At 62.6% G+C, this 25,124-nt stretch carries 20 protein-coding genes; 17 read left to right on the top strand and 3 right to left on the bottom strand.

What is annotated here, in order from left to right; translation table 11 throughout:
- The first annotated feature begins 155 nt into the window (after nucleotides 1-155).
- From FFI94_RS24040 to FFI94_RS24020, 5 genes are all read left to right on the top strand, one after another.
- On the top strand, nucleotides 156-2,390 hold the full coding sequence (locus FFI94_RS24040; protein WP_138870020.1) for an IniB N-terminal domain-containing protein: 2,235 nt from the start codon (nucleotides 156-158) through the stop codon (nucleotides 2,388-2,390).
- Nucleotides 2,391-2,496: 106 nt separating this feature from the next.
- Nucleotides 2,497-4,371 (top strand): dynamin family protein, encoded by a 1,875-nt coding sequence (locus FFI94_RS24035; RefSeq protein WP_138870019.1) that lies wholly within the window; start codon nucleotides 2,497-2,499, stop codon nucleotides 4,369-4,371.
- Nucleotides 4,368-5,840: a dynamin family protein gene (locus FFI94_RS24030; RefSeq protein WP_138870018.1), complete on the top strand. Its 1,473-nt coding sequence runs from the start codon at nucleotides 4,368-4,370 to the stop codon at nucleotides 5,838-5,840. Before FFI94_RS24035 ends, FFI94_RS24030 begins: the two co-directional genes overlap by 4 nt.
- A 104-nt stretch (nucleotides 5,841-5,944) precedes the next feature.
- Complete coding sequence (locus FFI94_RS24025; protein ID WP_138870017.1) at nucleotides 5,945-7,528, top strand: MFS transporter; 1,584 nt, start codon at nucleotides 5,945-5,947, stop codon at nucleotides 7,526-7,528.
- Nucleotides 7,529-7,552: 24 nt separating this feature from the next.
- On the top strand, nucleotides 7,553-8,212 hold the full coding sequence (locus FFI94_RS24020) for an FMN-dependent NADH-azoreductase (RefSeq protein ID WP_138870016.1): 660 nt from the start codon (nucleotides 7,553-7,555) through the stop codon (nucleotides 8,210-8,212).
- A 13-nt stretch (nucleotides 8,213-8,225) separates the two neighbouring features.
- Here FFI94_RS24020 and FFI94_RS24015 read toward each other — a convergent pair whose 3' ends face one another.
- Nucleotides 8,226-9,236 carry a TIGR03617 family F420-dependent LLM class oxidoreductase gene (locus FFI94_RS24015; RefSeq protein WP_138870015.1) on the bottom strand — a complete coding sequence of 337 codons (1,011 nt, stop codon included), beginning with the start codon at nucleotides 9,234-9,236 and terminating at the stop codon, nucleotides 8,226-8,228.
- The gene (locus tag FFI94_RS24010) at nucleotides 9,233-9,751 is read right to left on the bottom strand and encodes a hypothetical protein (RefSeq protein WP_185993302.1); all 519 of its coding nucleotides are present in this window, start codon (nucleotides 9,749-9,751) and stop codon (nucleotides 9,233-9,235) included. Before FFI94_RS24010 ends, FFI94_RS24015 begins: the two co-directional genes overlap by 4 nt.
- Before the next feature lie 251 nt (nucleotides 9,752-10,002).
- On the opposite strand from FFI94_RS24010, the gene dnaK reads away from it, so the two are divergent.
- From dnaK to FFI94_RS23965, 9 genes are all read left to right on the top strand, one after another.
- Complete coding sequence (dnaK, locus tag FFI94_RS24005; protein ID WP_033235710.1) at nucleotides 10,003-11,856, top strand: molecular chaperone DnaK; 1,854 nt, start codon at nucleotides 10,003-10,005, stop codon at nucleotides 11,854-11,856.
- A complete protein-coding gene (gene grpE, locus FFI94_RS24000; RefSeq protein ID WP_138870014.1) occupies nucleotides 11,853-12,458 on the top strand; it encodes a nucleotide exchange factor GrpE in 606 nt (201 codons plus the stop codon). Before dnaK ends, grpE begins: the two co-directional genes overlap by 4 nt.
- A 22-nt stretch (nucleotides 12,459-12,480) precedes the next feature.
- Nucleotides 12,481-13,659 (top strand): molecular chaperone DnaJ, encoded by a 1,179-nt coding sequence (gene dnaJ / locus FFI94_RS23995; RefSeq protein WP_138870013.1) that lies wholly within the window; start codon nucleotides 12,481-12,483, stop codon nucleotides 13,657-13,659.
- Nucleotides 13,659-14,066, top strand: coding sequence for a heat shock protein transcriptional repressor HspR (locus tag FFI94_RS23990; protein ID WP_138870012.1), 408 nt, complete (start codon nucleotides 13,659-13,661; stop codon nucleotides 14,064-14,066). The genes dnaJ and FFI94_RS23990 overlap by 1 nt, the downstream gene beginning before the upstream one ends.
- Nucleotides 14,067-14,427: 361 nt before the next feature.
- On the top strand, nucleotides 14,428-15,645 hold the full coding sequence (locus FFI94_RS23985) for an ABC transporter substrate-binding protein (RefSeq protein ID WP_138870011.1): 1,218 nt from the start codon (nucleotides 14,428-14,430) through the stop codon (nucleotides 15,643-15,645).
- Nucleotides 15,642-16,499, top strand: coding sequence for a branched-chain amino acid ABC transporter permease (locus tag FFI94_RS23980; RefSeq protein WP_138870010.1), 858 nt, complete (start codon nucleotides 15,642-15,644; stop codon nucleotides 16,497-16,499). The genes FFI94_RS23985 and FFI94_RS23980 overlap by 4 nt, the downstream gene beginning before the upstream one ends.
- Nucleotide 16,500: 1 nt before the next feature.
- Nucleotides 16,501-18,351: an ABC transporter permease subunit gene (locus tag FFI94_RS23975; protein ID WP_138870009.1), complete on the top strand. Its 1,851-nt coding sequence runs from the start codon at nucleotides 16,501-16,503 to the stop codon at nucleotides 18,349-18,351.
- Nucleotides 18,351-19,070 carry an ABC transporter ATP-binding protein gene (locus tag FFI94_RS23970; protein ID WP_138870008.1) on the top strand — a complete coding sequence of 240 codons (720 nt, stop codon included), beginning with the start codon at nucleotides 18,351-18,353 and terminating at the stop codon, nucleotides 19,068-19,070. Before FFI94_RS23975 ends, FFI94_RS23970 begins: the two co-directional genes overlap by 1 nt.
- Before the next feature lie 135 nt (nucleotides 19,071-19,205).
- Entirely contained in the window at nucleotides 19,206-20,381 is a 1,176-nt protein-coding gene (locus FFI94_RS23965; protein WP_138870007.1) for an NADH:flavin oxidoreductase, read from the top strand.
- 69 nt (nucleotides 20,382-20,450) lie between these two features.
- Here the strand turns inward: FFI94_RS23965 and FFI94_RS23960 are convergent, their stop codons facing one another.
- Nucleotides 20,451-21,563 carry a serine hydrolase gene (locus FFI94_RS23960; RefSeq protein ID WP_260684267.1) on the bottom strand — a complete coding sequence of 371 codons (1,113 nt, stop codon included), beginning with the start codon at nucleotides 21,561-21,563 and terminating at the stop codon, nucleotides 20,451-20,453.
- A gap of 261 nt (nucleotides 21,564-21,824) precedes the next feature.
- Here FFI94_RS23960 and FFI94_RS23955 point away from each other — a divergent pair, with 261 nt between their 5' ends.
- Genes FFI94_RS23955 through FFI94_RS23945 form a run of 3 tightly spaced genes read left to right on the top strand, consistent with a single transcriptional unit; the run spans nucleotide 21,825 to nucleotide 25,082 of the window.
- The gene (locus FFI94_RS23955; RefSeq protein ID WP_138870005.1) at nucleotides 21,825-23,465 is read left to right on the top strand and encodes an NAD(P)/FAD-dependent oxidoreductase; all 1,641 of its coding nucleotides are present in this window, start codon (nucleotides 21,825-21,827) and stop codon (nucleotides 23,463-23,465) included.
- A complete protein-coding gene (locus FFI94_RS23950; protein ID WP_138870004.1) occupies nucleotides 23,462-24,253 on the top strand; it encodes a mycofactocin-coupled SDR family oxidoreductase in 792 nt (263 codons plus the stop codon). Before FFI94_RS23955 ends, FFI94_RS23950 begins: the two co-directional genes overlap by 4 nt.
- A gap of 4 nt (nucleotides 24,254-24,257) precedes the next feature.
- The gene (locus tag FFI94_RS23945; RefSeq protein ID WP_138870003.1) at nucleotides 24,258-25,082 is read left to right on the top strand and encodes a mycofactocin-coupled SDR family oxidoreductase; all 825 of its coding nucleotides are present in this window, start codon (nucleotides 24,258-24,260) and stop codon (nucleotides 25,080-25,082) included.
- Nucleotides 25,083-25,124 lie beyond the last annotated feature (42 nt).

Genomic DNA, 25,124 nt, shown 5'->3' with positions numbered 1-25,124 from the left:
CGGGGGAAGCTGTCTGCGATCAGGTGCAGGAGTGGGGGTGTTCCCCGTTGGGCTTCGCACTCGACCGACTTAGCGTTGAGGGCAGTCGATTCGCATGCAGCGAAGCATCATCCGCTCGAACCGCGATACTCACCAAGATTTCAGGAGAACCCATCATGGCTACCAATGCCGTACTCGAATTCATTCTCGGTCTGTTGCGTGACGACGAGGCAGCCGCTCAGTACTGCGCAAATCCCGTCGCAGCACTCAACGCAGCAGGCCTGTGCGAAGTGAGTCCCGCCGACATCGTCGCCGTTGCACCACTTGTTGCCGAGTCCGGACTTTTTGCCGGAGCGGGCGCCGACCTGTCCGCGATTGTCAACGCCGGAACGCAGGCAGCCGGAGCAATCGGCGGCAGTCTTGGCGGCGGACTGGGCGCGGGCCTCGGACTGGGAGGCAGCGTCGGTCTCGGAGCGGGAGCCGGACTGGGTCTCGGCGGAGCACTCGGTGGTGAGTTCGGTGGTGGGATAGATGTTGCCGGTGATTTTGCCGCCGCACTGAGCGCAGCCCTCGCGATCGGCGGTGACATCAGCGGGCAACTCGGAGCTGCTCTTGGTGGCGTCATCGAAGCTGGTCTCGGGCTCGGCTCGGCTGTTGATCTCGGGGGAGTTCTCGACGTCGGAGCGCAGCTCAGTGCGGCTCTGAGTGGGGCACTTGGGGTGGGTGGATCTCTGACGGCCGAGTTGGGTGCGGCCCTGAACGCTGCGATTGCCGCAGCCGGTGGACTGGACTTGGCGGCCGGGCTTTCCGGTGCATTGGCTCCGGTGTTCGCGATTGGTGGAGACATCGGCGCGAACCTCGGCTTGGCACTCGGCGGAGTGCTCGACGGTGCCGGAAGCCTCGAGGGTCTCCTCGCTCTCGGTGGTGGATTGGGCGCCGGCTTGTCCGGCGCACTGGAATCGGCCTTGGCACTGGGCGGTGGGATTGACGTCGCCGGTGATTTTGCCGGTGCTCTGGGTGCAGCCCTCGGATTCGGCGGTGATATCAGCGCGCAGCTCGGAGCTGCTTTTGGTGGCGTCATCGAAGCTGGTCTCGGGCTCGGATCGGCTGTTGACCTGGAAGGAGTTCTCGACCTTGGAGCGCAGATCAGCGCGGCTCTGAGTGGGGCACTCGGGGTGGGTGGATCTCTGACGACCGAGTTGGGTGCGGCCTTCGACGCTGCAATTGCGGCAGCGGGCGGGCTGGACTTGGCGGCGGGGCTTTCCGGTGCATTGGCTCCGGTGTTCGCGGTCGGCGGAGACATCGGTACGGATCTCGGCCTGGCACTCGGCGGAGTGCTCGACGGTGCCGGAAGCCTCGACGGACTCCTCGCTCTCGGTGGTGGACTGGGTGCAAGCCTGTCCGGCGCACTGGAATCGGCAGTGGCACTAGGTGGCGGGATCGACCTCGGCGGCGACCTGAGCGCTGCGCTGTCCACCGCACTGGCGGCAGGCGGATCGATCGGCACCGACCTCGGAGCATCGCTCGGCGGCACTCTGGGAGCCCTGACAGACGTCAGCGCACTGACCGGGCTGGCCGGCGATCTTGATCTCGGCGCCGTGCTCAGCGGGGCGCTCACCAGCGCACTGGGAGTGGGCGGCAGCCTCGACACCGGGGTAGAAGCAGCGTTGGCTGGTGCTCTGGATTCGGCTCTAGCTCTCGGCGGCGGACTCGACCTCGACGCCGTGCTCGGCGGAAGCGCAGATCTCGGAACCGAGCTTTCCACAGTGTTGTCCGGCGCTCTGGGCGGCGGAGGATCGGTAGGGGCAGACCTCGGCGGCGCACTCGGCGGCGTGTTGAACGGATCCGCGGGTTCGGTAATCGGCGGCGACGCCGTCGCAGGGCTTGGCGCCTCGTTGGATGCAGCACTGAACGCCGGCGGCTTCGATACCGGTTCGATCGGCGCAACCCTGCCCAACCTCGACCTGGGGGCTGTGAACCTCGGTTCCGTCAGCGCTGATCTGCCTGCACTCGATCTCGGAGGTATCTCCGCCGAAGGGCTGGACATCGGCGGGATCAGCGCCGGCCTGAACTCGACGGTTGGTGGTGTCCTTGACGCAGGTGCCGGTCTCGACGCAGCAGCCGGCCTCGACGCGGTGACTGATGCGGCGACGCAGATCGGTGGTTCGCTTGGGGGCGCACTCGACGGTTCAGGTGCACTCGGTGGTTCATTGGACGGAGCCCTCGGTGGCTCGTTCGACGGTGGCTCGACTAATCCCTGGTCGTCGATCGACGCCAGTGACGCATTCGGGACCGGATCGACCAGCTCCCTTGGTGCTGATTCCTCGGAGTCGTTGTTCGCTCCGGACTCGGTTGCAGAGGTCGTCGAGCATGTCGATCCGCTGGCAGTGTTCGACAACCTGCATCCCTGAATCGACGGGCACGGAAACGGACTGATGTAACAATTCCGGCCCTGTGCGCGCTAAGCGTGCAGGGCCGGAATTGCCGAATCGGAAGAACTGCGAGTTGACGGAGCACATGGAAACTGCAGCGGATCAGGTCAGCAGTCGCAAGGCGCGCGTCGCGTCGGCGGCCGCGTCGTTGCTCGATCGAACAGCGGTGCTTGCGCGAGATCTCGATCGTTCCGATCTGGTCGCACGCGTCGAGAGTGCGCAGGTGCGGGTCACCGATCCCCGGATTCGCATCGTTGTTGTCGGTCCGCTCAATCAGGGCAAGAGCCAGTTCGTGAATTCTTTGCTCGGTTGCGACGTGTGCTCTGTCGGAGACGACGAGACAACGGCCGTCGCAACGGTAGTTCAATACGGGGAAACTGCTGGCGCAGAGCTGGTTCTCGCCGAACCTGGTGGTGAACCTCGGCGAGTTCCGCTGCCGCTCGACGAGCTGCTCGGCATTACGCCGACAACAGCACGTGCCGATGGGCGTGAGGTTCTTCGCATCGACGTCTTCGTGCCGAGCCCACTGTTGGCCGACGGGCTGGTCTTCATCGATACGCCGGGCGTCGGAGGTCACGGAAATCCGCATGCTGCTGGAACTTTGGGCTTGATTACCTCGGCCGATGCGGTGCTGGTGCTCTCGGATTCCAGCGCGGAGTTCACGGAACCCGAAGTCGCGTTCATCAGGCAGGTCCTGAATCTGTGCCCCGTTGTCGCGGGCCTCGTCAGCAAGACGGACCTGTACCCGCATTGGCGACAGATCGTCGACGCAAATCAGGGTCATCTGCACCGGGCGGGCCTCGAGCTTCCGCTGATTCCGATATCTTCGGTCCTGCGATCACATGCGCTGCGCTTGGATGATCGAGAACTCGATGCGGAATCCGGATTTCCCGACCTCTATCAGTTCTTGCGGGACAAGGTTGTTGCCCGGGCCGAGGCAAATACGCGGCGAGCGGTGGTGATGGACGTGCGGTCGATTGCCGCCCACTTGTCGCTGGAAATGGGCAGTGAGCTTGCGGCGCTCCGTGATCCGTCGACCGCGCAGGCGGCCGTGGCCGGGTTGCATCGGGCCAGGGAAGTGGCAGAAGAACTGCACAAGAAGACTTCCCGCTGGCAGCAAAGCCTCGGTGACGGAATCGCCGATCTCGCTGCAGATATCGATCACGACCTGCGTGACCGTTTGCGCCGCGTCACCAGAGCGGCCGAGGAAACCGTCGACGAGTGTGACCCGGGCAAGGACTGGGATGCTGTCGGGACCTGGCTGGAGCAAGAAATCGCAACGGCCATCGGCGACAACTTCGTGTGGGCGCACGATCGCGCTCAGTGGTTGGCGGAGGTAGTGGCCGAACACTTCGCCGAAACCGGTGACGTGGCACTACCGCAGATCGACCTTGCCGACACCGATGCCTTCCTCGAACCCGTTGCCGCGCTGTCGGATCTCGAATCGGGCCGTATCGGCATCACGCAGAAAGTTCTTGTGGGAATGCGCGGTTCGTACGGCGGCGTCCTGATGTTCGGGCTGATCACCACGATGATGGGTATGGCGCTGGTGAATCCGATCTCGATCGGCGCCGGAGTTCTGCTCGGCACCAAGGCTTATCGCGAAGACAAGCAAACGCAAGTGCTGAAGCGTAGGGCCGATGCAAAATCGGCGATCAGGCGGTACGCGGACGACGTGAGCTTCCAAGTAGGCAAGGAATCGAAGGACCGGCTCCGGTTAGTTCAGCGACTCTTGCGCGATCATTTCACCGACATCGCCGAGCAGGCTTTGCGCTCGATCAACGAATCGTTGCGGGCGACGCAGGAAGCCGCAAAATTGGAATCGAGTGAGCGGGCGGGACGCATCGCTCAGCTCGAGGAGAATCTGCGGGCGGCAGACGAATTGAACACGCTGGCCGGATCGTTGGTCGGCGAGCGAGTGCACGCGGTCAGCTCGCGGAAAGCTGAGGTCAGAGCATGAATGGTGCTGCTACGGAGTCGGCGCGCGTGTTGATCGCGCAGGCACGAGGACTATTCGCCGACAACCCGGACCTGTGCGCTCAACTCGACGAGTGCGCCGCGCGGTTGGACGAACCGCTGCGGGTCGCTCTGGCGGGGTCGCTCAAAGCCGGCAAGTCCACGCTACTCAATTCTCTTGTCGGGCAGGATATTGCGCCGACAGATGCAACAGAATGCACGCGAGTCGTCACCTGGTATCGAAACGGCACGACGCCGAAGGTCAGTGCGACCGACTCCAGCGGCACGGATTTCAACATACCGGTGGCACGAAACAGCGGCCGGTTGACGTTCGATCTGGGACAGCGCACGTCCGAGATCGTCGATCGAATCGACGTGGAGTGGCCGTCGTCGGCGCTGGCGCGCATGACGATCATCGATACTCCCGGCACGTCGTCGCTGTCCACAGACGTCTCGGCCCGGACGTGGAAAGCACTCGTTCCCGACGACGGGGTGCCGGGCGCTGATGCCGTCGTGTATTTGCTGCGGGCACTGAATGCGACTGACCTGCAGTTTTTGACGAAGGTTTCCGAACATGTCGGTGGTGAATCAGGTCCGCTGGGCGTAATCGGTGTGCTCTCGCGCGCCGACGAAGTGGGCGCCGGCCGACTGGACGCGATGGCGTCGGCCGAAGATGTGGCGGGACGGTTCGCCGAGGAACTCGGCCGTTCGGGCCTGTGCCAGTCGGTGGTTCCGGTTGCCGGACTGTTGGCCCTGGCTGCCCGCACTTTGCGGCAGAGCGAGTTCGCCGCGTTCTCGATGCTCGCCGAGGTGCCTGCAGCTGATCTGAGCTCGGCGATGCTGTCGGCGGATCGTTTTGTCCGGGAAGACAGTTCGCTGCCGGTTGATGCGGCGATGCGGGCTCAGTTGGTGGAACGGTTCGGGCTGTTCGGGATTCGTCTGGCGGTGACGTCCGTCAAGTTGGGCGTCGGTGATTCTCCCACGCTGGCAGCGGAATTGCTCCAGCGCAGTGGATTGGACGAGTTGCGCCGCGTGATCGATGTTCAGTTCGGACAGCGCGCGGACCAACTCAAATCCCATACAGCGCTGGTAACACTGAGCCGTCTGCTCGAACGCAACCCCCGCGAGAACATCGCACCGATAGCGGCGGCAGCGGCGCGACTCCTCGCCGATGTGCACGGTTTTCGGGAACTACGACTGCTCGGGCGACTCGGATCGGTGCACACCGATCTGTCGTCGCCGGATCTCGCTGCGTTGCAGAGAGTGATCGGCGGCCATGGAATCAGGACGCACGACCGCTTGGGGACGGCTGAAGGGGAGAGCCTGGATGCTCAGCGAGTCCAGGCTGCGGACGCAGCTCACCGGTGGCGCACATTGTCCTCGCACCCACTGTTCGATCAGTTCACAGCCAGAGCGTGTCAGGTCGCAGCGCGTAGTGCGGAAGGTGTCCTCGCGGAAATCGTGGCCGAATAGGGATGTCATTCGTCCTGCGGGACCGAGCTGACGGATCTATGTTGAGTTCGGAATGATCCGGACAAAATGCCTGGTTCGGATTCGGCCTCGTTGGGAGCAGCCCTATGTCGAACGACATCACGTCGAAGTCTCCGGATCGTGCCACCTACGTACTCGGCACGCTCATCCTGGTTGCGGCGGTGGCAAACCTCAATCTTTCGGTGGCCAATGTTGCCCTGCCGGACATCGGTAAGGCGTTCGACGCGAGTCAGACACAACTCAATCTGATAGCCGTCGGATATTCACTGGGATTGGCAGGCACAGTCCTGTATCTCGGTGCCGTCGGTGACCGGTACGGCCGCAAGATGCTCCTGGTGACGGGAATGGCGTTGTCGATTCCGGCGTCGCTGGTCGCGGGGTTCGCAGGCGGTTTCGAAGTGTTGTTCGCGGCCCGCATCGTCGGTGGTATCTCGGCGGGCCTGGCGTTTCCGACGACGCTGGCGATCATCACGGCGCTGTGGGCTGGGCCGGCGAGGACAAAGGCGATCGCGATGTGGTCCGCGATCGGTGGCGCAATTTCGGCTCTCGGCCCCATCGTGTCCGGAGCATTGCTCGAGAAGTTCGATTGGGGCTCGGTCTTTTTCGTGACCCTCCCGTTGGCTCTTCTGGCTTTGGTGTGCGCCGTGATTCTGGTTCCCGCCCATGTCAACGAGACCACCGATCCGGTTGATCATCTCGGCGGAATCGTGTCCGTTGTCTTTATCGGGGCGCTGGTGTTGTCCATCAACTTCGCGCCGGTCAAGGGTTCCGGGACTATGGCGTTGGTCCTGGGCGCCATCGCGCTGGTTGCAGGCATCGGTTTCTTCCTGCAACAACGACGCGCTGTCAATCCACTGTTCGACCTGCACGTAGCCGCTCGCCCCACCTTCTGGGTCGCGGCGGTTGGCGGGTTGGTCGTGTTCGGTTCGCTCATGGGCGCCATGTTCATCGGCCAGCAGTTCCTGCAGAACGTGCTCGATTACTCGACGCTGGCAGCCGGTGCGGCCATCATTCCGGCGGCTGTTGCGATGGTGATCGTTGCGCCGCGGTCGGCGACGATGATCGAAAGGTACGGCGCCCGCGTCACTCTGCTCTCCGGTTACCTGTTTGTGGTTCTCGGATTGTTTGTCGCGCTGTTCATGTGGAACGAAAGCACACAGTACTGGCAGGTCGCGCTCGCCTACGCGCTTGTCGGCATCGGCGTCGGCCTGGCCGGTACTCCCGCATCGCGTTCCCTCACCGGGTCCGTTCCCGTACACCGCGCAGGTATGGCGTCGGGTACCTCGGATCTGCAACGCGACCTGGGCGGCGCCATCATGCAGTCCATTCTCGGTGGAATACTCACGGCCGGGTACGCAAAATCGTTGGGGAATGCGATCTCGTCATCGCCGGAAGCATCCCAGGTAACCCCCGAAACTCAGGCCGCACTCACCAAATCGTTCTCTAGCGCCGAAGTTCTGGCAGAGCGCTACCCGCAATACGCGGATCAGATCATGACCGCCGCCAAAAGCGCCTTCCTGGACGGCGATACCAAGGCCTACATTGCGGCAATCATCATCGTGTGCGTCGGCGGCGCGGTGGTGACGTTCTTCTACCCGCATCGCGAGCGCGAGCGTGTTCTGCTGGCGCAGTACGCGGCGGAATCCGATCTCGCAGAGGAGAAGAGTTGAGCGCGCTCTGGTACTGATGGAAGGATGCCACAGCTACTGCACATCGATTCGTCAGCCGACCTTCACACGTCGACGTCCCGTGAACTCACCGCGTTGTTCGCTCAGACGTGGGCCGAGATCAGCCCTGAACATGAGGTAGTCGGGTTGGATCTGCACCGGGATCCGCTGCCACACCTTTCTGATGCGGCCCTGCACTATGCGCCGCGGCTGCGCGTAGCGGGAGAGCAGCCGACCGCCGAGGCCGAAGCATTGCAGGCTCTTGTCATCGAACAACTCACGGCTGTGGACGTTGTCGTGATCGGCGCGCCGATGTACAACTGGTCGATCCCGTCCACGTTGAAGGCATGGATCGACTACGTGCACGTGTTGGGGACGACCGTGCCTTTCGATACGCCGCCTTTGGGAGCTTCTGCTCAGCCCATGGCAGGTAAGCCGGTGGTGATCGTGTCCAGTCGCGGAAACACCTATGCGCCGGGCTCGGGGAACGAAGGCGATGACCACACCGTGCCGCCACTGGTGCAGGTATTGGGTGTTTCGATGGGTATGAACGTCACCGTTGTCACTGCCGAACTTACTTTGGCGCAGCGCATTCCACCGATGGCACCGCTGATCGAGCAGGGCAAGGCAAGCCTCGACGCAGCCCGTGATTCGTTGATCGAGCTCGCCCGCACTTTAGGAGCATGATCAGGCGGCTTGATCAGGTATTGGCCAGAGCCGCGATCATCGACGCCACATCGGAGGGGTCTGCGTCGTAACCCGGGAAATAGCAACACACTTCGGTGGCATGACTGCCGAATCTTCGCCGGATTTCGGTAGCACATTCTTCCGGCGTGCCGACGACGGCCAGTGTTGTCAGCATGGGATCGGTGATAAGCGAAGCCATTTCGCCGTACCCGCCTCGTTTCGACAGTGCATTGAGTTGAGGCTGCACCTCGCCCCAACCTTCGATGTCGAGTACCGGTCTGTAGGCGGGCGTCGAGCCGTAGAAGGAGAGCAAGCTTCGGACTCCGCGGGCCGCTGCGTCCAATTGCTCGCCGCCACGTCCGACGCCCACGATCACCTGCGGGATGATCGTGAATTCCTCTCGGGTTCGGCCGGATTCGTGGAGGCCGGCGTCGACGGCCGGCAATGTCCGCTCAAGGAAATGGCGCTCCGAATGGAACGGCATGACCAGCAGACCGTCGGCCACGGCCGCTGCGGTTCGCGTCATGATCGGGCCGAGTGCGCCCATCAGAATGGGCGGGCGACCGAATGGGTTGGGGCCGGGGTTGAAGGTCGGCGGCATCAGGGTGTGTGTGAAGAATTCGCCGCGGAAGTTCAACGGAGTTCCGTGTTCCCACGCGTCGAAGATCGCGGTGATCGCGCTGACGGTTTCCCGCATACGCGCCGCCGGCCGCGACCACGTTGCGCTGTACCGCTTCTCGATGTGCGGTTTGATCTGCGAACCGAGGCCCAAGCGGAACCGTCCACGACTGAGCAGCTGTAGGTCGTTCGCGGAATGCGCCAAGTGCATCGGGCTGCGGGGGAGCGCGATGGCGACATTGGTCATGAGGTCCAGCTCCACCGTCGACGCGGCCTCCACGAGCGGGAAGAACACGTCGTGCGGCCCTTCGAATGTGAAGAGCCCACCGGCGCCGGTCTGGGCGAGTTCGCTACTGCGGGCGGCCCCGTCGCCGGGTGCTGAGTCGAGTTGGATGTGAACTTTCATCGGCGCACAGCGGTGATCGCAGCTAGCGCTGTCAGGGCGCAGTACAGAAGTGGTCCCCAGCCGAGCACGGCGCTCACGTCGACTGCGCCCGAGACCAGGGACCGGAATCCCAGGCCGGCGGCGATCCCGAGCACACCCACCACTGCACCCACGATCCGCGCGGAAGACTTCCGGGCGGACAACAGTTGCACTGTCAGGAGAGTGAGCAGCAGTAGTAGGACAGCGGCAGCGCCACTGCCGATCAGGACCACGGTAACTGCGTCGGAGATGTCGCTTGCCGAGTAATCGGGGTTGTCCCGTGCGATCGAGGACTCGAGTGCGCTTCGGATCTCGGTCCGGTTCACGACCATGATCGCGGCGATTGCCAGGAGGACAATGACGGACCCTGCCCAGGCCGCCATCGAGACTTTTGGCGTCCGGTGCTGCGATTGCCGGTGCAGTGGACGGATCGACACCGCTGGCCTCGCGGGACTGGGTCGTGTACCGGCGTTGGGAGAATTGTCGGGATCCGTCACCGGCCGATAGTAGCCAGTCCACGTGATCCGAAGCACATTTCTGAATTTTCCGGGAGGCTGGGAACAAATTTACCGGTGTTGTAGTTGACCATTTCGACAAGCTTGAGCGCCCCCGGCTCAACTTCGAGTTGACTCTCAGCCTCGGTTGAGGGCAAACTTGAGCGGAGGACGCTCACCAAGCGAAAAACGCGCGGTCATGGCCGAGATCAAGCACTCGGACAGAGCACCGCAGAACGAAAGGTAGGAACACTATGGCTCGTGCAGTCGGTATCGACCTCGGTACGACCAACTCGGTAGTAGCAGTGCTGGAGGGCGGCGAGCCCGTAGTGGTCGCCAACTCCGAAGGCTCGCGCACCACGCCGTCCGTCGTCGCATTCGCCAAGAACGGCGAGGTCCTCGTCGGCCAGCCTGCGAAGAACCAGGCGGTCACCAACGTCGATCGCACCCTCCGCTCCGTCAAGCGCCACATCGGCACCGACTGGAATGTCGAGATTGACGGCAAGAAGTACACGCCGCAGGAAATCAGCGCTCGCACGCTCATGAAGCTCAAGCGTGACGCAGAGGCTTACCTCGGCGAAGAAATCACGGATGCCGTGATCACCGTCCCCGCATACTTCGAGGACGCACAGCGTCAGGCCACCAAGGAAGCCGGCCAGATCGCCGGCCTCAACGTTCTCCGTATCGTCAACGAGCCCACCGCGGCTGCACTGGCATACGGTCTGGACAAGGGCGACACCGAGCAGACCATTCTGGTCTTCGACCTCGGTGGCGGTACCTTCGACGTCTCCCTGCTGGAAATCGGCGACGGCGTCGTCGAGGTTCGCGCAACCTCCGGTGACAACCACCTCGGTGGCGACGACTGGGACGAGCGCATCGTCTCCTGGCTCGTCGACAAGTTCAAGGCTCAGAACGGCATCGATCTGACCAAGGACAAGATGGCCCTGCAGCGTCTGCGTGAGGCTGCGGAGAAGGCGAAGATCGAGCTCTCCAGCTCGCAGAGCACCTCCATCAACCTCCCGTACATCACGGTCGACGCGGACAAGAACCCCTTGTTCCTCGACGAGCAGCTCACGCGTAGCGAGTTCCAGAAGATCACCTCTGATCTCCTCGATCGCACCCGCGCGCCGTTCCAGGCCGTGATCAAGGACAGTGGCATCTCCGTCAAGGACATCGACCACGTCGTTCTCGTCGGTGGCTCCACCCGTATGCCGGCAGTCTCCGACCTGGTTCGCGAGATGACCGGTGGCCGTGAGCCCAACAAGGGTGTCAACCCGGACGAGGTTGTGGCCGTCGGTGCTGCTCTGCAGGCCGGTGTCCTCAAGGGTGAGGTCAAGGACGTTCTGCTCCTCGACGTCACACCGCTCTCGCTCGGTATCGAGACCAAGGGTGGCGTGATGACCAAGCTCATCGAACGCAACACCACCATCCCGACCAAGCGCAGCGAGACCTTCACCACGGCTGACGACAACCAGCCTTCGGTGCAGATCCAGGTGTTCCAGGGTGAGCGCGAGATCGCTTCGCACAACAAGCTTCTCGGCTCCTTCGAACTCACGGATCTGCCGCCCGCACCGCGTGGCGTCCCGCAGATCGAGGTCACCTTCGACATCGATGCCAACGGCATCGTGCACGTGACCGCGAAGGACAAGGGCACCGGCAAGGAAAACACGATCAAGATCCAGGACGGCTCCGGTCTGTCCAAGGAAGAGATCGAGCGCATGGTCAAGGACGCCGAGGCTCACGCTGAGGAAGACAAGGCTCGCCGCGAAGAGGCAGAGGTCCGCAACCAGGCCGAGTCGCTGGTCCACCAGACGGAGAAGTTCGTCAAGGAACAGCGTGACGGCGAGAACGCGGGCAAGGTCTCCGAGGAGATCCTGACCAAGGTCGAGGCTGCGATCAAGGACGTCAACGACGCCCTCGCCGGCACCGACATCTCGGCAGTGAAGACCGCCGTGGAGAAGCTGGGTACCGAGTCACAGGCTCTGGGCCAGGCAATCTACGAGGCCTCCGCAGCCAGCGAAGCCGGAAACACCGACGGCGCAGGCAATGACGACGACGTCGTCGACGCCGAGGTTGTCGACGAGCCTTCCGACTCGGACAAGAAGTGACCTCGGACAACTCCGAGAACAACCCGGTCGACCCCGAGACCGGTGCACAGGGAGAGGCGGCCGGTGAAGGCCGGCCGCCGCTCGACTCGGAAGACACAGGGGTAGTGCAGGAAGCCGAGGCCATCGTGGAAGAAGCGACGCTGGCCGATCAGTTGGCAGAACGCACTGCAGACCTGCAGAGCTTGCAGGCACAGTTCATGAACTACAAGCGCCGCGTCGACCGCGACAAGCAGGTCGACATCGCCAACGCGAAGGCCTCCGTAGTGGGAGTGCTCGTCCCGATCCTCGACGATCTGGATCGCGCTCGCGCGCACGGAGACCTCGAAGAGGGTCCGCTGCGAGCCCTCGCGGACAAGCTCAACACCACCCTCACGGGTCTCGGTTTGAGCGAGTTCGGCGCCGTGGGAGACGCTTTCGATCCCGAGTTGCACGAAGCTGTGCAGCACGAAGGTGAAGGAGCCGATCCGGTCCTGAGTGTGGTCATGCGTAAGGGCTACAAGTTCGGTGACCGCGTCCTGCGACACGCGATGGTAGGCGTTGCAGATCGAGTGGGCGAGCAGTCCGCCGACGGCAGCGCAGGCGCAGAAGAAGAATCAAAGTAACAGCGAGAGGAGGAGACGCCCAGTGAGTCAACGGGAGTGGATCGAGAAGGACTTCTACAAAGAGCTGGGCGTCTCGTCCTCAGCTTCGGCCGACGAGATCAAAAAGGCGTATCGCAAGCTGGCTCGGGATCTGCATCCCGATGCCAACCCTGACGATCCGAAGGCCGAAGAGCGCTTCAAGGCTGTCAGTGAGGCCAACACGATCCTGTCGGATCCGGAGAAGCGCAAGGAATACGATGAAGCCCGAAGGCTCTTTGCCAGTGGCGGATTCGGTCCCCGCGCGCAAGGTGGCGGCGGTGGCGGATTCAATCCCGGCGCCGGCGGCTTCGACATCAACGACCTGTTCGGCGGCGGTGCCGGCGGCCAGGATTCGGGTCTCGGCGACATCTTCGGTGGATTGTTCAACCGAGGCGGCGGCGGGCAGCGAACCTCGACGGCCAACCGTCCGCGTCGGGGCAAGGACCTCGAAACCGAAACGACGCTCGGGTTCCGCGAAGCGGCGCTCGGTGTCACAGTTCCGCTGCGGATCACCAGCCCGGCGTCGTGCACCACGTGCCACGGCAGCGGCGCAAAGCCGGGTACCAGCCCGCGAGTGTGCCCGCACTGCAACGGAACCGGTGTCATCAACCGCAACCAGGGCGCCTTCGGATTCAGCGAGCCGTGTGACGATTGCCGGGGAACTGGTTCCATCATCGATTCGCCGTGCGAGGACTGCCACGGTAGCGGCGTCACCAACCGCACCCGCACCATCACGGTGCGCGTGCCGTCCGGTGTCAGCGACGGTCAGAAGATCAGGCTCAAGGGCAAGGGTGAAGCGGGACTCCGCGGCGCTCCCGCCGGCGACCTGTTCGTCAACATCCGGGTGCGTCCCGACTCCGTGTTCGGACGCAACGGCGATGATCTGACGGTCACCGTGCCGGTGAGCTACGGCGAACTGGTTCTCGGTACCACGCTTTCGGTGCCGACGTTGGAAGGCCGTGTCGGAGTGAAGGTTCCACCAGGAACTGTGGACGGACGCGTTCTGCGGGTACGTGGACGCGGCATCCCGAAGCGTCCTGAAGGAGCCGGCGATCTACTGGTCACCGTGAAAGTGTCTGTCCCGCAGAAGCTGGACGACGCCGCGATCGAAGCGCTCGAGACCTATCTCGAAGCAGAGAAGGCGAGCGGATTCGATCCACGGGCCGGGTGGGCCGGTGTGTGATGACCGAGCAACCGAAGAATCAGAGGGACGCATCGCTTGACCCGGATGCTCAGATCTTCGTAATTTCGGTGGCCGCCGAACTGGCGGGCATGCATGCGCAGACCTTGCGCAACTACGACCGTCTCGGTTTGGTGACTCCGCATCGCACCACCGGCGGCGGACGCCGTTACTCCCCGAGAGATGTTGCGCTTCTTCGTGAGGTGCAACGTCTTTCGCAGGACGAGGGCGTCAACCTTGCCGGAATCAAGCGGATCATCGAGCTGACAAACCAGGTCGAGGCTCTGCAGCATCGAGTTCGGGAAATGGCTGACGAGATCGCCAAGATCCATGCCGGCTACCGCCGGGAACTGGTGCCGATCCCACGTAACAACGCGTTGGTGGTCTGGAAACCGCGCAATCAACGGTAGCGCCCTGCGCTGAAAATCTTTACGGCCCGGTGGCCTTGTCGAATCACAGGATTCGGGAAGGCCACCGGGCCGTTTTGCTGCCTTTTTCACGGCGATTTCGAATTGTTCCGCCCAGTGGGAATCGATCTGTCCGGGCGGCTCGAATGTGCATACCGTCCGCCTCGGCACGTGAGCGCCGAACCCGTTTGACGTTATCCAGATCACATCCTATGCTTCCATCCCAAGCAACCGCTTGCTAGATTATCGAGCGAGTGCTTGGTCGGCTGATGCCCGAAACGGGGCGTGTCCATTGGCCTGGCCTTATCTTCCGCATCAGGTATTCGCCTGATGTTCGGCATACATGTGTTCTAGGAGTACAGACATGAAACGTCGGCCCATTCTCGTGGCGGCAGTAGCTGCGACGGCAGCTCTGACTTTGTCGGGTTGCAGTGGTTCTACCGAGTCGGAAGGCGGTGCCGACGCGCCGTACCGAGTGCTGCTGACAGGCGGTCTCAGTGGCCAGGGTGCTCTTGCTGCAAACTCGCAGACGGCGTCACTCGCCACGAAGGCCGGTGTCCAGGTTCAAAACGCCGCCGGTGGTATCGGCGGTCGTCAGATCGAATTGACGACGGTGGAGGACGCAGGTGACGCAACCATTGCCGTCACCAAACTGCGCGAGGCCATCAACTCCGGCAACAAGCCGGATCTCTACCTCAACTCGGGTCCGTCGTCCATCGGTGCCGCAGTTCTTCCGATCCTCAAGCAGAACAACATTTTGTCGCTGAGTCTCTCTCCCGCACCGGATTCGACGGATCCGACAAAATTCCCGCTCAACTTCGACCTCGCGCCCGGCGCGACGGATACTGCCCGCGGAATTTCCGAGTACGTGAAGACCAAGGGCTACAACAGCGTCGGAGTTCTCCACGGCAGCACTGCATACGGTGAACTGTTCGGCGAAGAGATGACCAAGGCGCTCGGCAAGGTCGGGGTAGCGGCTGCCGGCAACGAAGAGTACGACGCTACGGCCCTGGACATGACGGCGCAGTTGCAGTCACTCAAGAACGCCGGCGCCGCGGCAATTGCTCTGGATGCGTACGGCGCACCGCTCGGTTATGTCCTGCAGAGTCTCGAGCGCCTCGGCTGGGAGGTGCCGTTGATCGGTAACACGTCGGTGTCCGCCACGAACCTCATCGCCAACGATCCGCCGACCGGCGTGCTGGGAACTCCCCAGGTCAAGAACCTGGTGACGCAGGTGTTCACCAGCACGGTGTTCGATCCGAACAACGAACTCGTCAACACGATGGTGAACACGATGGCATCGATGGGTTCGATTCCGTCGACGCTGATCCTCGCCGACAACTACGACGCCTTCCCGCTGGTTGCGGCTGCTGCCGAGAAGGTCGGCAGCTCGACCGATCCGAAGAAGCTCGCCGAAGCGCTCGAGACGGAAGAGGTTCAGAAGAACGCCAAGACGGCGTTCCTGTCACGCTACAACTTCAGTGCCGACAGCCATGGCCCGAACCCGAACACCAGTGAGCTGCAGTTCATCAGCCCCACGAAGATTCTCAACGGCCAGTTCGGAAACCCGGCCGCCTCATGACAATTCTGTGGTCCGGGTTGGCACTCGGCGCGGTCTACGTGCTGGTTGCCATCGGATACAACATCGTTTTTGTTTCCTCCAACACGTTCAACTTCGCTCAAGCTCAGCTGATGATGGTGGGCACGTTTGTCGCCTACACCGGGTTGGTCACTCTGAAACTTCCCGTTCTCGTGGTGGCTGTCATGGCCACCGTGACGGTGATGCTGTTGGCCGCGGTGGAGGAGATAGTCGCGATCAGGCCGGTGGCCGATCATCAGAATCAATTGGTGACGACACTCGGTGTTGCAACCCTGCTCAACGGTGCGACGCAGTTGATCTGGGGCAGTGAGCCTCTCACGGTTCCGTTCTTCGGGTCGAACGATCCCATCACCCTGCTCGGCGGCCGTACCTACCCGGTCGAGATCGCTCTGCTGGTTTCCGCGATCGCCCTGGTCATCGGATTGAGCTACGTCTCGAAGAAGACGATGACAGGTCTGGCTCTGATCGGTATCTCCGAAGACCGTGAAGCGGCGATGCTGCGTGGAGTCAACGTACGACGGTTGGCACTGGGAGCCTTTGCGTTCTCCGGTGCCCTGGCCGGAGTCCTCGGACTCTTGGTCGGTCCCAAGACGTTTGCGGTCGCGACCTTGGGTGCCGCACTGGCGCTCAAGGGTTTCGTTGCCCTGGCGATCGGAGGATTCGGCTCTCTGCCCGGCGCATTGATCGGCGGACTGACCGTGGGTCTGGTGGAATCGTTCACCGCCCTGTGGGCAGGCAGCCAGTACAGCAATATCGCCGTCTTCACCGTGCTGATCATCATCTTGATGGTCAAACCGGCAGGACTGTTCGGCAACGTCCGAGAACGGGTGGTGTGACGTGGTAAATGCTTGGCGGACCTTCCGTTCCATTCCCAGCTGGATCATCCCACTGATCCTCGCCGGGGTGATCTTGCTGCTGCCCGTCCTCGGGCTCGACCTGTCGACGTCGCGGCAAATTCAATTGGCCTGCATCCTGGCCCTGGTGGTCAGCGGACTCAACCTGAGCCTCGGCTTTGCCGGTGAACTGGCCCTCGGCCAGGCCGCGATGTACGCGGCGGGTGCCTACACCGCTGGTCTGATGTCGCAGGCCGGTCACACCGACATCCTGGTGCAACTGGCCGCGTCCGGAGCGGTGGCTCTTGCCGTCGGCGTCCTGACCGGTGTTCCCGGTCTGCGCCTGGGCAATTGGTCCCTGGCCATGACGTCGTTCTTCCTGGTCCTGCTCGTGCCGGACGTACTGGCGATCTTCGGCGGCAAGACCGGTGGGCGTAACGGCCTCACCGGTATGGAACCCCCGACGCTGTTCGGGTCCGAACTCGACACACAGCAGTACTACATGGTGGTTGTCGTCGTCACCGTCCTCTGGTTCGCAGTGATGCGCAACCTGGTGGTCTCACGCCACGGCATCGCGTTCCGCACGCTCAAGCAGTCGCCGGTTCTGGCGTCCTCGCAAGGTGTGTCTGTGTTCCGGATGAAGCTGCTCGGCTACGCAATCGGCGCGTTCCCGGCCGGCCTGGCGGGTGCGCTGTTCGCCAACACCGACCTGTTCATCTCGCCGGAAGCCTTCGGGTTCACGTTTGCCACAGCAGTTCTGGCGGCGTCGATTCTGGGCGGCGCGGCAAGTGTGTACGGCGCCGTTGTCGGTGCCGCGATCATGCAGCTCGGCCCCAACCAGTCGACGGCGTTCCAGGAGTATTCGCTGATCTTCTACGGCGGATTCCTGATCATCGGCGGTGTCCTGCTCTCGGGCGGCTTGACGAAGGTCGGTCGGTCACTGGTGTCGAAACTCGATCGCAGGGCCGGTATCGGCGTCGTAGCTGCGAAAGAGAACAGCAGTGGCACAGTCGAACTGCCGCCCATCGCGGGTGCACGGTTGGTGGTCGACGGAGTGTCCAAGGCCTTCGGTGGCAACCAGGCACTCAATGCGGCAACCCTGAGCGCTGAAGCCGGCAAGGTTACCGCGTTGATCGGCCCCAACGGTTCGGGCAAGACGACCATGCTCAACATGATCTGCGGGTTCTACACCGCGGACGCGGGTGTGATCACTATCGGTGACACGGTGGTCTCGCAGTCGTCGCCGGACAAGGTGGCGCGTGTCGGTGTGGCGCGCACGTTCCAGACCCCGACGATTCCGGAGAACATCACGGTTCTGGAAGCTGTTGCCTCCGGACGGTATTCGGTACACCGCGCGTCCATGGCGTCGGCGGTCCTGCGGTTGCCGAGCTTCCGCAAGATCGCGAAGGCCGACATCGCCGAAGCGGAGCGTGTTCTCGAGTTGGTCGGTATGTCGCACCTGCGCAACGAGATTGCGACGTCGCTGCCCCTGGGTATGCGTCGTATGCTCGAAGTCGCCCGCGCCGTCATCGCCGAACCGAGAGTGGTCCTCTTCGACGAAGTAGCATCCGGACTCGACGAGGACGAACTCGAGCGCCTGGCAGATCTGATCCGGGTACTGCGCGATGCCGGTGCCACAGTGGTGTTGGTGGAGCACAACTTCCGGCTCGTCCTCTCACTGGCGGACGAGATTGTCGTGCTGGCGCAAGGACAGGTGATCGCTACCGGTGATGCCGCGACGATCGAACATCACCCACGAGTGCTCAGTGAGTACCTCGGAGTGAAGTCCGGTGACGAAGAAGCGCTTCTCGAAGAAATCGGCGCGGTAGACCATCAAACCAGCGAGGTGAAGTGATGGAACCGATTCTCAAGGTCCGGAACCTGCAAACCGGATACGGCGATCTGCGGGTCGTCTGGGATGTGTCGTTCGACGTCTATCCCGGCCAGGTGACAGCCCTGCTCGGACGCAACGGAGCCGGCAAGACGAGCACGCTTCGCGCTCTGTCCGGACTTAACAAAGTGGCGTCGGGGACCGTCGAGATGGACGGCGCCGACATCACCGGAGTTCCCGCACACAAGCGGGTGCGTCAGGGAATGGCTTATGTGCAGGAAGGCAAGCGGGTCTTCCACAAGCAGACCGTCGAACAGAACCTGCTGCTCGGTGGCTACACCCGCAAGGTGAAGCGCAGCGAACTCATGGAGTCCGTCGAGTCCATGTACGAGATGTTCCCGATCCTGGGGGAGAAGCGCTCGCTGCCGGCTGGTTCCATGTCCGGTGGTCAGCAGCAGATGCTCGCGATCGGTGCAGCTTTGATGGCGCAGCCTCGGTTGCTGCTGCTCGACGAACCTTCCGGTGGGCTCGCTCCCGTGATTGTCGGCGAGGTGATGGACCGCGTGCAGCTACTCAAGGAAACCGGGCTTGCGGTCCTGCTGGTGGAGCAGGCCGTTGAAGCGGCGATGAGCGTCGCCGATCATGTGACGGTCCTCGACATCGGCAAGGTGGTTCTCGACGCCGACGCCAAGGACATCGACGACCTGGCCGTGCTCAAGGACGCGTACTTCGGACGCGTCTGAACTGCGGTGACACCAGACTTCAGCCCGGCCACCTCGGCCGGGCTGAAGTTGTCTCCCGCTCCGTGGCACAAGCTGTGGCCAACGATCCACCACGGATCTACCGTCGTCGAACACACTTCTGCGAGAGGTAACTTGATGACGACTGCTCCCGACGTGCTCGCTCTGGCCAAGCTCGGCCCGGTGACTGTGCGAAACCGGATCATCAAGTCCGCGACCTTCGAAGGCAAGACCCCCGACGCACTGGTGACCGACGAGCTGATCGAGTTTCATCGCCGCCCCGCAGCGGGCGGAGTCGGGATGTCCACCGTTGCGTATTGCGCCGTCGCACCGGAGGGCCGTACCGAATACGGGCAGCTGTGGATGCGGCCGGATGCACTGCCCGGACTGCGTCGTCTCACCGATGCCATTCACGCCGAAGGTGCGGCAGCGTCCGCCCAGCTCGGGCACGCCGGTCCGGTGGCGAACCAGAAGTCGACCGGGCTGCCCGCTCTGGCACCATCGAGTTCCTTCAACCCGCTGAGCATGAGGATGATTCGCACCGCCACCACCGCGGACATCACCAGAATTGCTGCGGCACATGGCACTGCCGCACAACTTGCAGTCGAGGCAGGATTCGACGCCGTCGAGATCCATTTCGGTCACAACTACTTTGCGAGCTCGTTTCTGAGCCCGAAACTGAACCGTCGCAAGGACTCCTACGGTGGATCGCTGGAGAACAGGGCTCGCGTTGTCCTCGAGACGGCGCGCAGTGTGCGCGATGCCGTCGGCGGGAAGATCGCGATCCTGGCGAAGCTGAACATGGACGACGGTGTGCCAGGCGGGTTCTGGGTGGACGAAGCAATCCAGGTGGCTCAGTGGCTCGAGGCGTCCGGCAGCGTCGACGCGTTGGAATTGACGATGGGTAGTTCGCTGCTCAATCCGATGTACCTGTTCAAAGGTGATGCGCCGATCCGTGAGTTCGCAGCCGCGATGCCGCAACCGGTTCGGCTGGGTGTGCAGTTGGTGGGAAAGAGCATGTTGCATGCGTATCCGTACCAGCCGCTGTTCATGCTGGAAGAGGCTCGGCAGATCCGTGCCGCGGTGAAGTTGCCGTTGGTGCTACTCGGCGGAGTCACGGACAAGGCCGGTATGGACACCGCGATGGCAGAGGGCTTCGAGTTTGTCGCGATGGCCCGCGCCTTGCTTCGCGAACCGGACCTGGTGAATCGGATTGCGGCAGAATCCGATACCCGGTCGCTGTGCATCCACTGCAACAAATGCATGCCGACTATCTTCAGCGGAGCGCGCTGCGTGTTGGTCGAACGCGCATAAAGGCTGCGGCCCGACATCGTGGTGATGCCGGGCCGCAGTTTTGTGTTGAGGGTTTGGTTGGCCGGCCGGTTACTCGGCTTCCTTGATCCAGTCCGTGGCGTACATCGTCATGGGACCGAAGAACTCGTGAACGACGTCGTTGACCGTTTCGAGTCCACTTTCGCTGTTTGTCATGATCACAACACTGCGACCCGTCTCGGGGTAGGCGATGAAGAAGGCTTTGAACGCGCCGTTGTCGCCCCAGTGCCAGATGGCCTTCCCGAGTTCGTTTTCCTGCAGACCGATGCCGAGGCCCCACTTGATGTGGGCGATCGCGTCTTTGTTGCTGCCGCCGTGGTCAGCGCTGCCGGCAGCGGTGAACATCATGTCCCGAGTAGCAGGTTCGAGTCCTTCGCCAGCGAGAAGTGCGCCGCGCAGGAACTTCGAGTAGTCGCCGGCCGTCGTCCGCAAGGTGTACGCGACGTTTGCCCGGGGGAAATTGCGAACGGCCTTTGCGGTGCCGTCGGCGGTATGGCCGACAGCGGTGACGGCGTCGAAAGCCGGTCTGGTCAGCAAGTCACTACTTGTCATTCCGAAGCGCTGGAAGACGCGTTCCGAGGCAAGGTCCGCAAACGGTTTTCCGGTGAGCGACTCGACGGTCTTCTGAAGGTAGTAGAAACCTTCACCCGAGTACGACCACTGGGTTCCGGGTTCGAAAGTAGTACTGACCGGGGTGGTCTCGAATTCGGCACTCGAGGGGCCGGTCGCCCAGTTGGGTAGGCCGGTGGTGTGCGTCAGCGCCATTCTGGCGGTGATCTTGTGGGCTGCGGGATCGGCTGCGATGCGCGGGTACTCAAAATACTCGGATAGGGGCAGATCGAGGTCGATGACACCCTCGTCCACCAGTTGGAGGACGACGTACGACGCCACCACCTTGGTCAGCGAGGCGGCCTCGAAGACGGTATCCGATGTGACGGCGTTACCGGTCTCGTTGCTCGCGACACCGTAGTTGAACTCTTGGCGTCCCTTGGCATCCGTGTAGACGACCTGCGCTCCGGGAATGCCGTGTGCGGCAAATGCCGCGTTGATTCGCTCTGCTAGGGCGGGATCCGTGCTTCCGCTCAGGGAGCCGGTATCGAGAAAGGCAGATCCGGTGGTGGGGAAGTTGATTGGCGCAGCCCCGGCACCGGCTGCGGTTGACATTACGACTGCAACAGAAAATGCTGCGGAAAGTGCAGGTATCAAAACCTTGCGTGGAACGGACTTCACAAAGACCTTCTTCGAAATACGGGGCTGTTGGGGCACCCGAATAGTAGGAGACCGGTTTGTCCGTTTCCCCAGGTGTAATTGCAGGGTCATCAACTCTCAACGTGATTGAAACAGGCAGACGGGCGCGATCACGACTGTCCATCCACCGGGAGAGTCTGTTCCCGGCGCCCTGGTTCGACTCGTAGCGTTTCCACCATGACCGATCCTGATATCTCCACCGCACCACTCGACGCCGCACCACTCGACGCCGTAGTCATCGGCGCCGGCGTCGCAGGTTTGTACGCCATGTATCGACTCCGCAAGCAGGGGTTGCGCGTCCATGGCTTTGAAGCCGGCTCCGGAGTGGGTGGTACGTGGTACTTCAACCGCTACCCGGGGGCTCGGTGTGACGTCGAGAGCTTCGACTACTCCTTTTCCTTTTCCGAAGAACTGCAACAGGATTGGGACTGGAGTGAAAAGTATGCTACGCAGCCCGAGATCCTCGCCTACCTGGATCACGTAGCCGATCGGTTCGATCTGCGCAGTGGTTTCACCTTCGACACCCGCGTGAGCAGCGCGCATTTCGACGAGGGAACAGCGCTCTGGCGAGTGCAGACAAACGATGGGCGCGATGTCACGTCCCGGTTCGTCGTGTGCGCCACCGGCAGTCTCTCGACGGCGAACATGCCGAACATCGAAGGTCGAGACTCCTTCGCGGGAGACGTTTTTCACACCGGATTCTGGCCGCATGAAGGCGTCGACTTCACTGGAAAACGTGTTGGCGTCATCGGTACCGGATCGTCGGGAATTCAGTCCGTGCCGTTGATCGCCGAGCAGGCCGAGCACCTGTACGTCTTCCAGCGATCAGCGAATTACAGTGTCCCGGCGGGAAACACACCTCTCGACGACACGCGCCGTGCCGAAATCAAGGCAAACTATGCCGAGCGTCGTGCGCTCAGCAAGCGCAGCGGCGGCGGTTCACCGTTCGTCGCGGACCCACGAAGCGCGCTGGAGGTAGCCGAAGACGAGCGGACTGCAGCGTACGAGGAACGATGGCGTCTCGGTGGTGTGCTGTTCGGCAAGACGTTCGCCGATCAGACCAGCAACCTCGAAGCCAACGACACGGCTCGCACGTTCGCCGAGACCAAGATCCGTTCCGTGGTGGAAGACCAGTCGATTGCGGACGTCCTGATCCCGAACGATCATCCCATCGGTACCAAACGCATTGTGACGGACACGAACTACTACCAGACGTACAACCGGGACAACGTCAGCTTGGTCGATCTGAAGAAGGCTCCGATCGAGTCGATCGATGCCGCCGGAATCAAGACCACCGAATCTCACTACGACCTGGATGCGCTCGTGTTTGCCACCGGCTTCGACGCGATGACCGGTGCGCTCGATCGGATCGACATCCGTGGGCGCGGCGGGGAAACCTTGCGGGAGAACTGGCAAGCCGGGCCGAGAACCTATCTGGGACTGGGGATCAACGGCTTCCCGAACCTGTTTGTCGTGACCGGACCGGGCAGCCCGAGTGTTCTGACCAACATGATCCTCGCGGCAGAACAGCACGTCGACTGGATTGCGGACGCGATTGCGCATCTCGACGCGAATGATCTCACCACCATCGAGCCGAGCGTCGAGGCGGTCGACGGGTGGATCGACGAGTGCTCACGCCGAGCATCGGCCACGCTGTTCACTTCGGCGAACTCCTGGTACATGGGCGCAAACATTCCCGGTAAGCCGCGGATATTCATGCCGTTCATCGGCGGGTTCGGCGTTTACAGCGACATCTGTTCCGACGTTGCGGCACAGGGGTACCGAGGTTTCCAGCTGAACAGTGCGGTCCACGCATGAGGCGGCTTGAGGGCATGCGCGTGCTCGTGACCGGTGCGGCCGGCGGCATGGGCCGCGCACACTGCATTCGGCTGGCAGAAGAGGGTGCGTCGGTGATCGCGTTGGACGTGGCAGCAACCGGGCTCGACGAAACTGCCTCGGCCGTGCGCGATCTCGGCGGCGCGGCGGTCACGGGCACTGCTGACATCTGCGACTTCGAGGAACTCGACAGGGTGGTGGCGGATTGCGTCGCCGAACTCGGCGGGTTGGACGTCGTTGTTGCCAACGCAGGCGTCTACGACACACCTGGACCTTCGTGGACCATCGATCCGTCCGTGTGGAATCGCTGTCTCGACGTCAATCTGACCGGAACCTGGCACACCGTGAAAGCGTGTGTTCCGCACTTCGGCGACGGCGGGTCTGTTGTTCTTGTCAGTTCGACGGCAGGAATCAAAGGCATTGCCGGAGCGAGTCATTACAGCTCCGCCAAGCATGCCGTCGTCGGTCTGGCACGAACACTGGCCAATGAGTTGGGAGCGCAGAGTATTCGCGTCAACTCGGTGCACCCGGGCTCGGTGCGGACACCGATGATCATCAACGAACGGGTTTTCGCGAACCTGTGCCCCGACATCGAGAATCCCACTGAATCCGACGCAGCAGCCGTCCTGAGTGCCCGAAACTTGTTGCCCGTGCCGTGGGTAGATCCGGTGGACGTGAGTAACGCTGTTCTGTTTCTCGCGTCCGCGGAGTCCCGTTACATGACCGGCTGTCAGTTGGTGGTCGACGCCGGCCTGACCCAGAAGGTGTGAACCGATGAGACTAGAGGGAAAGATCGCACTGGTCACCGGTGCGGCACGGGGAATCGGGCGGGCCCAAGCCGTGCGTTTTGCCGAAGAGGGCGCAGACATCATCGCGATCGACGTGTGCAGTGCGGTGGACACCACGCTCACGCCACCGTCGACGGAAGCCGATCTCGCGGATACCGTCGCACAGGTTCGGGCGCTGGGACGGCGGATCGAGTCGGCAGTGGTGGATGTTCGTGATCTCGAGGCGCTGCGTAGTGCCGTCGATTCGGCAGTCGGAACACTCGGCGGACTCGACATCGTCTGCGCAACAGCGGGTATCACGTCCTCGGACGGGGCTCTGACAATGTCGGAAGACAGGTGGCAGACGATGCTGGATGTGAACCTGACCGGCGTGTGGCACACCACTTCCGTCGCAGCGCCGCATCTGATCGAGCGGGGTGGGGGATCGATGACGCTCACCAGTTCCATCGCCGGCCTCAGAGGGCTCGTCGGAGTTGCGCACTACACGGCAGCCAAACACGGTGTTGTGGGCTTGATGCGGTCACTGGCAAAGGAATTGGCGCCGTACAACGTGCGGGTCAATACGGTGCATCCCACCAACGTCGACACACCGATGATTCAGAACCCCGCGGTGAGCAGCAAGTTTCGCCCCGATCTGGAGAATCCGACTCGCGAAGAGTTCGCCGAAGCCGCGATGACGATGAACATGCTGGCGATACCGTGGATCGAGCCGGTGGATGTGGCAAACGCCGCCCTCTTCCTCTCCTCCGACGAGGCCCGCTACATCACGTCCGTCGCACTGCCCGTGGATGCGGGTAGCTCGTCTCGCTGAGAGGGTGAGGTGTGTAGCGTCGGTTTCACCCAACCGAAAGGC

The organism is Rhodococcus sp. KBS0724 (assembly GCF_005938745.2).
Classification (GTDB): domain Bacteria; phylum Actinomycetota; class Actinomycetes; order Mycobacteriales; family Mycobacteriaceae; genus Rhodococcus_F.
The sequence above is the reverse complement of the archived record's forward strand: the minus strand, read 5'-3'. Positions and strand labels throughout refer to the sequence as shown.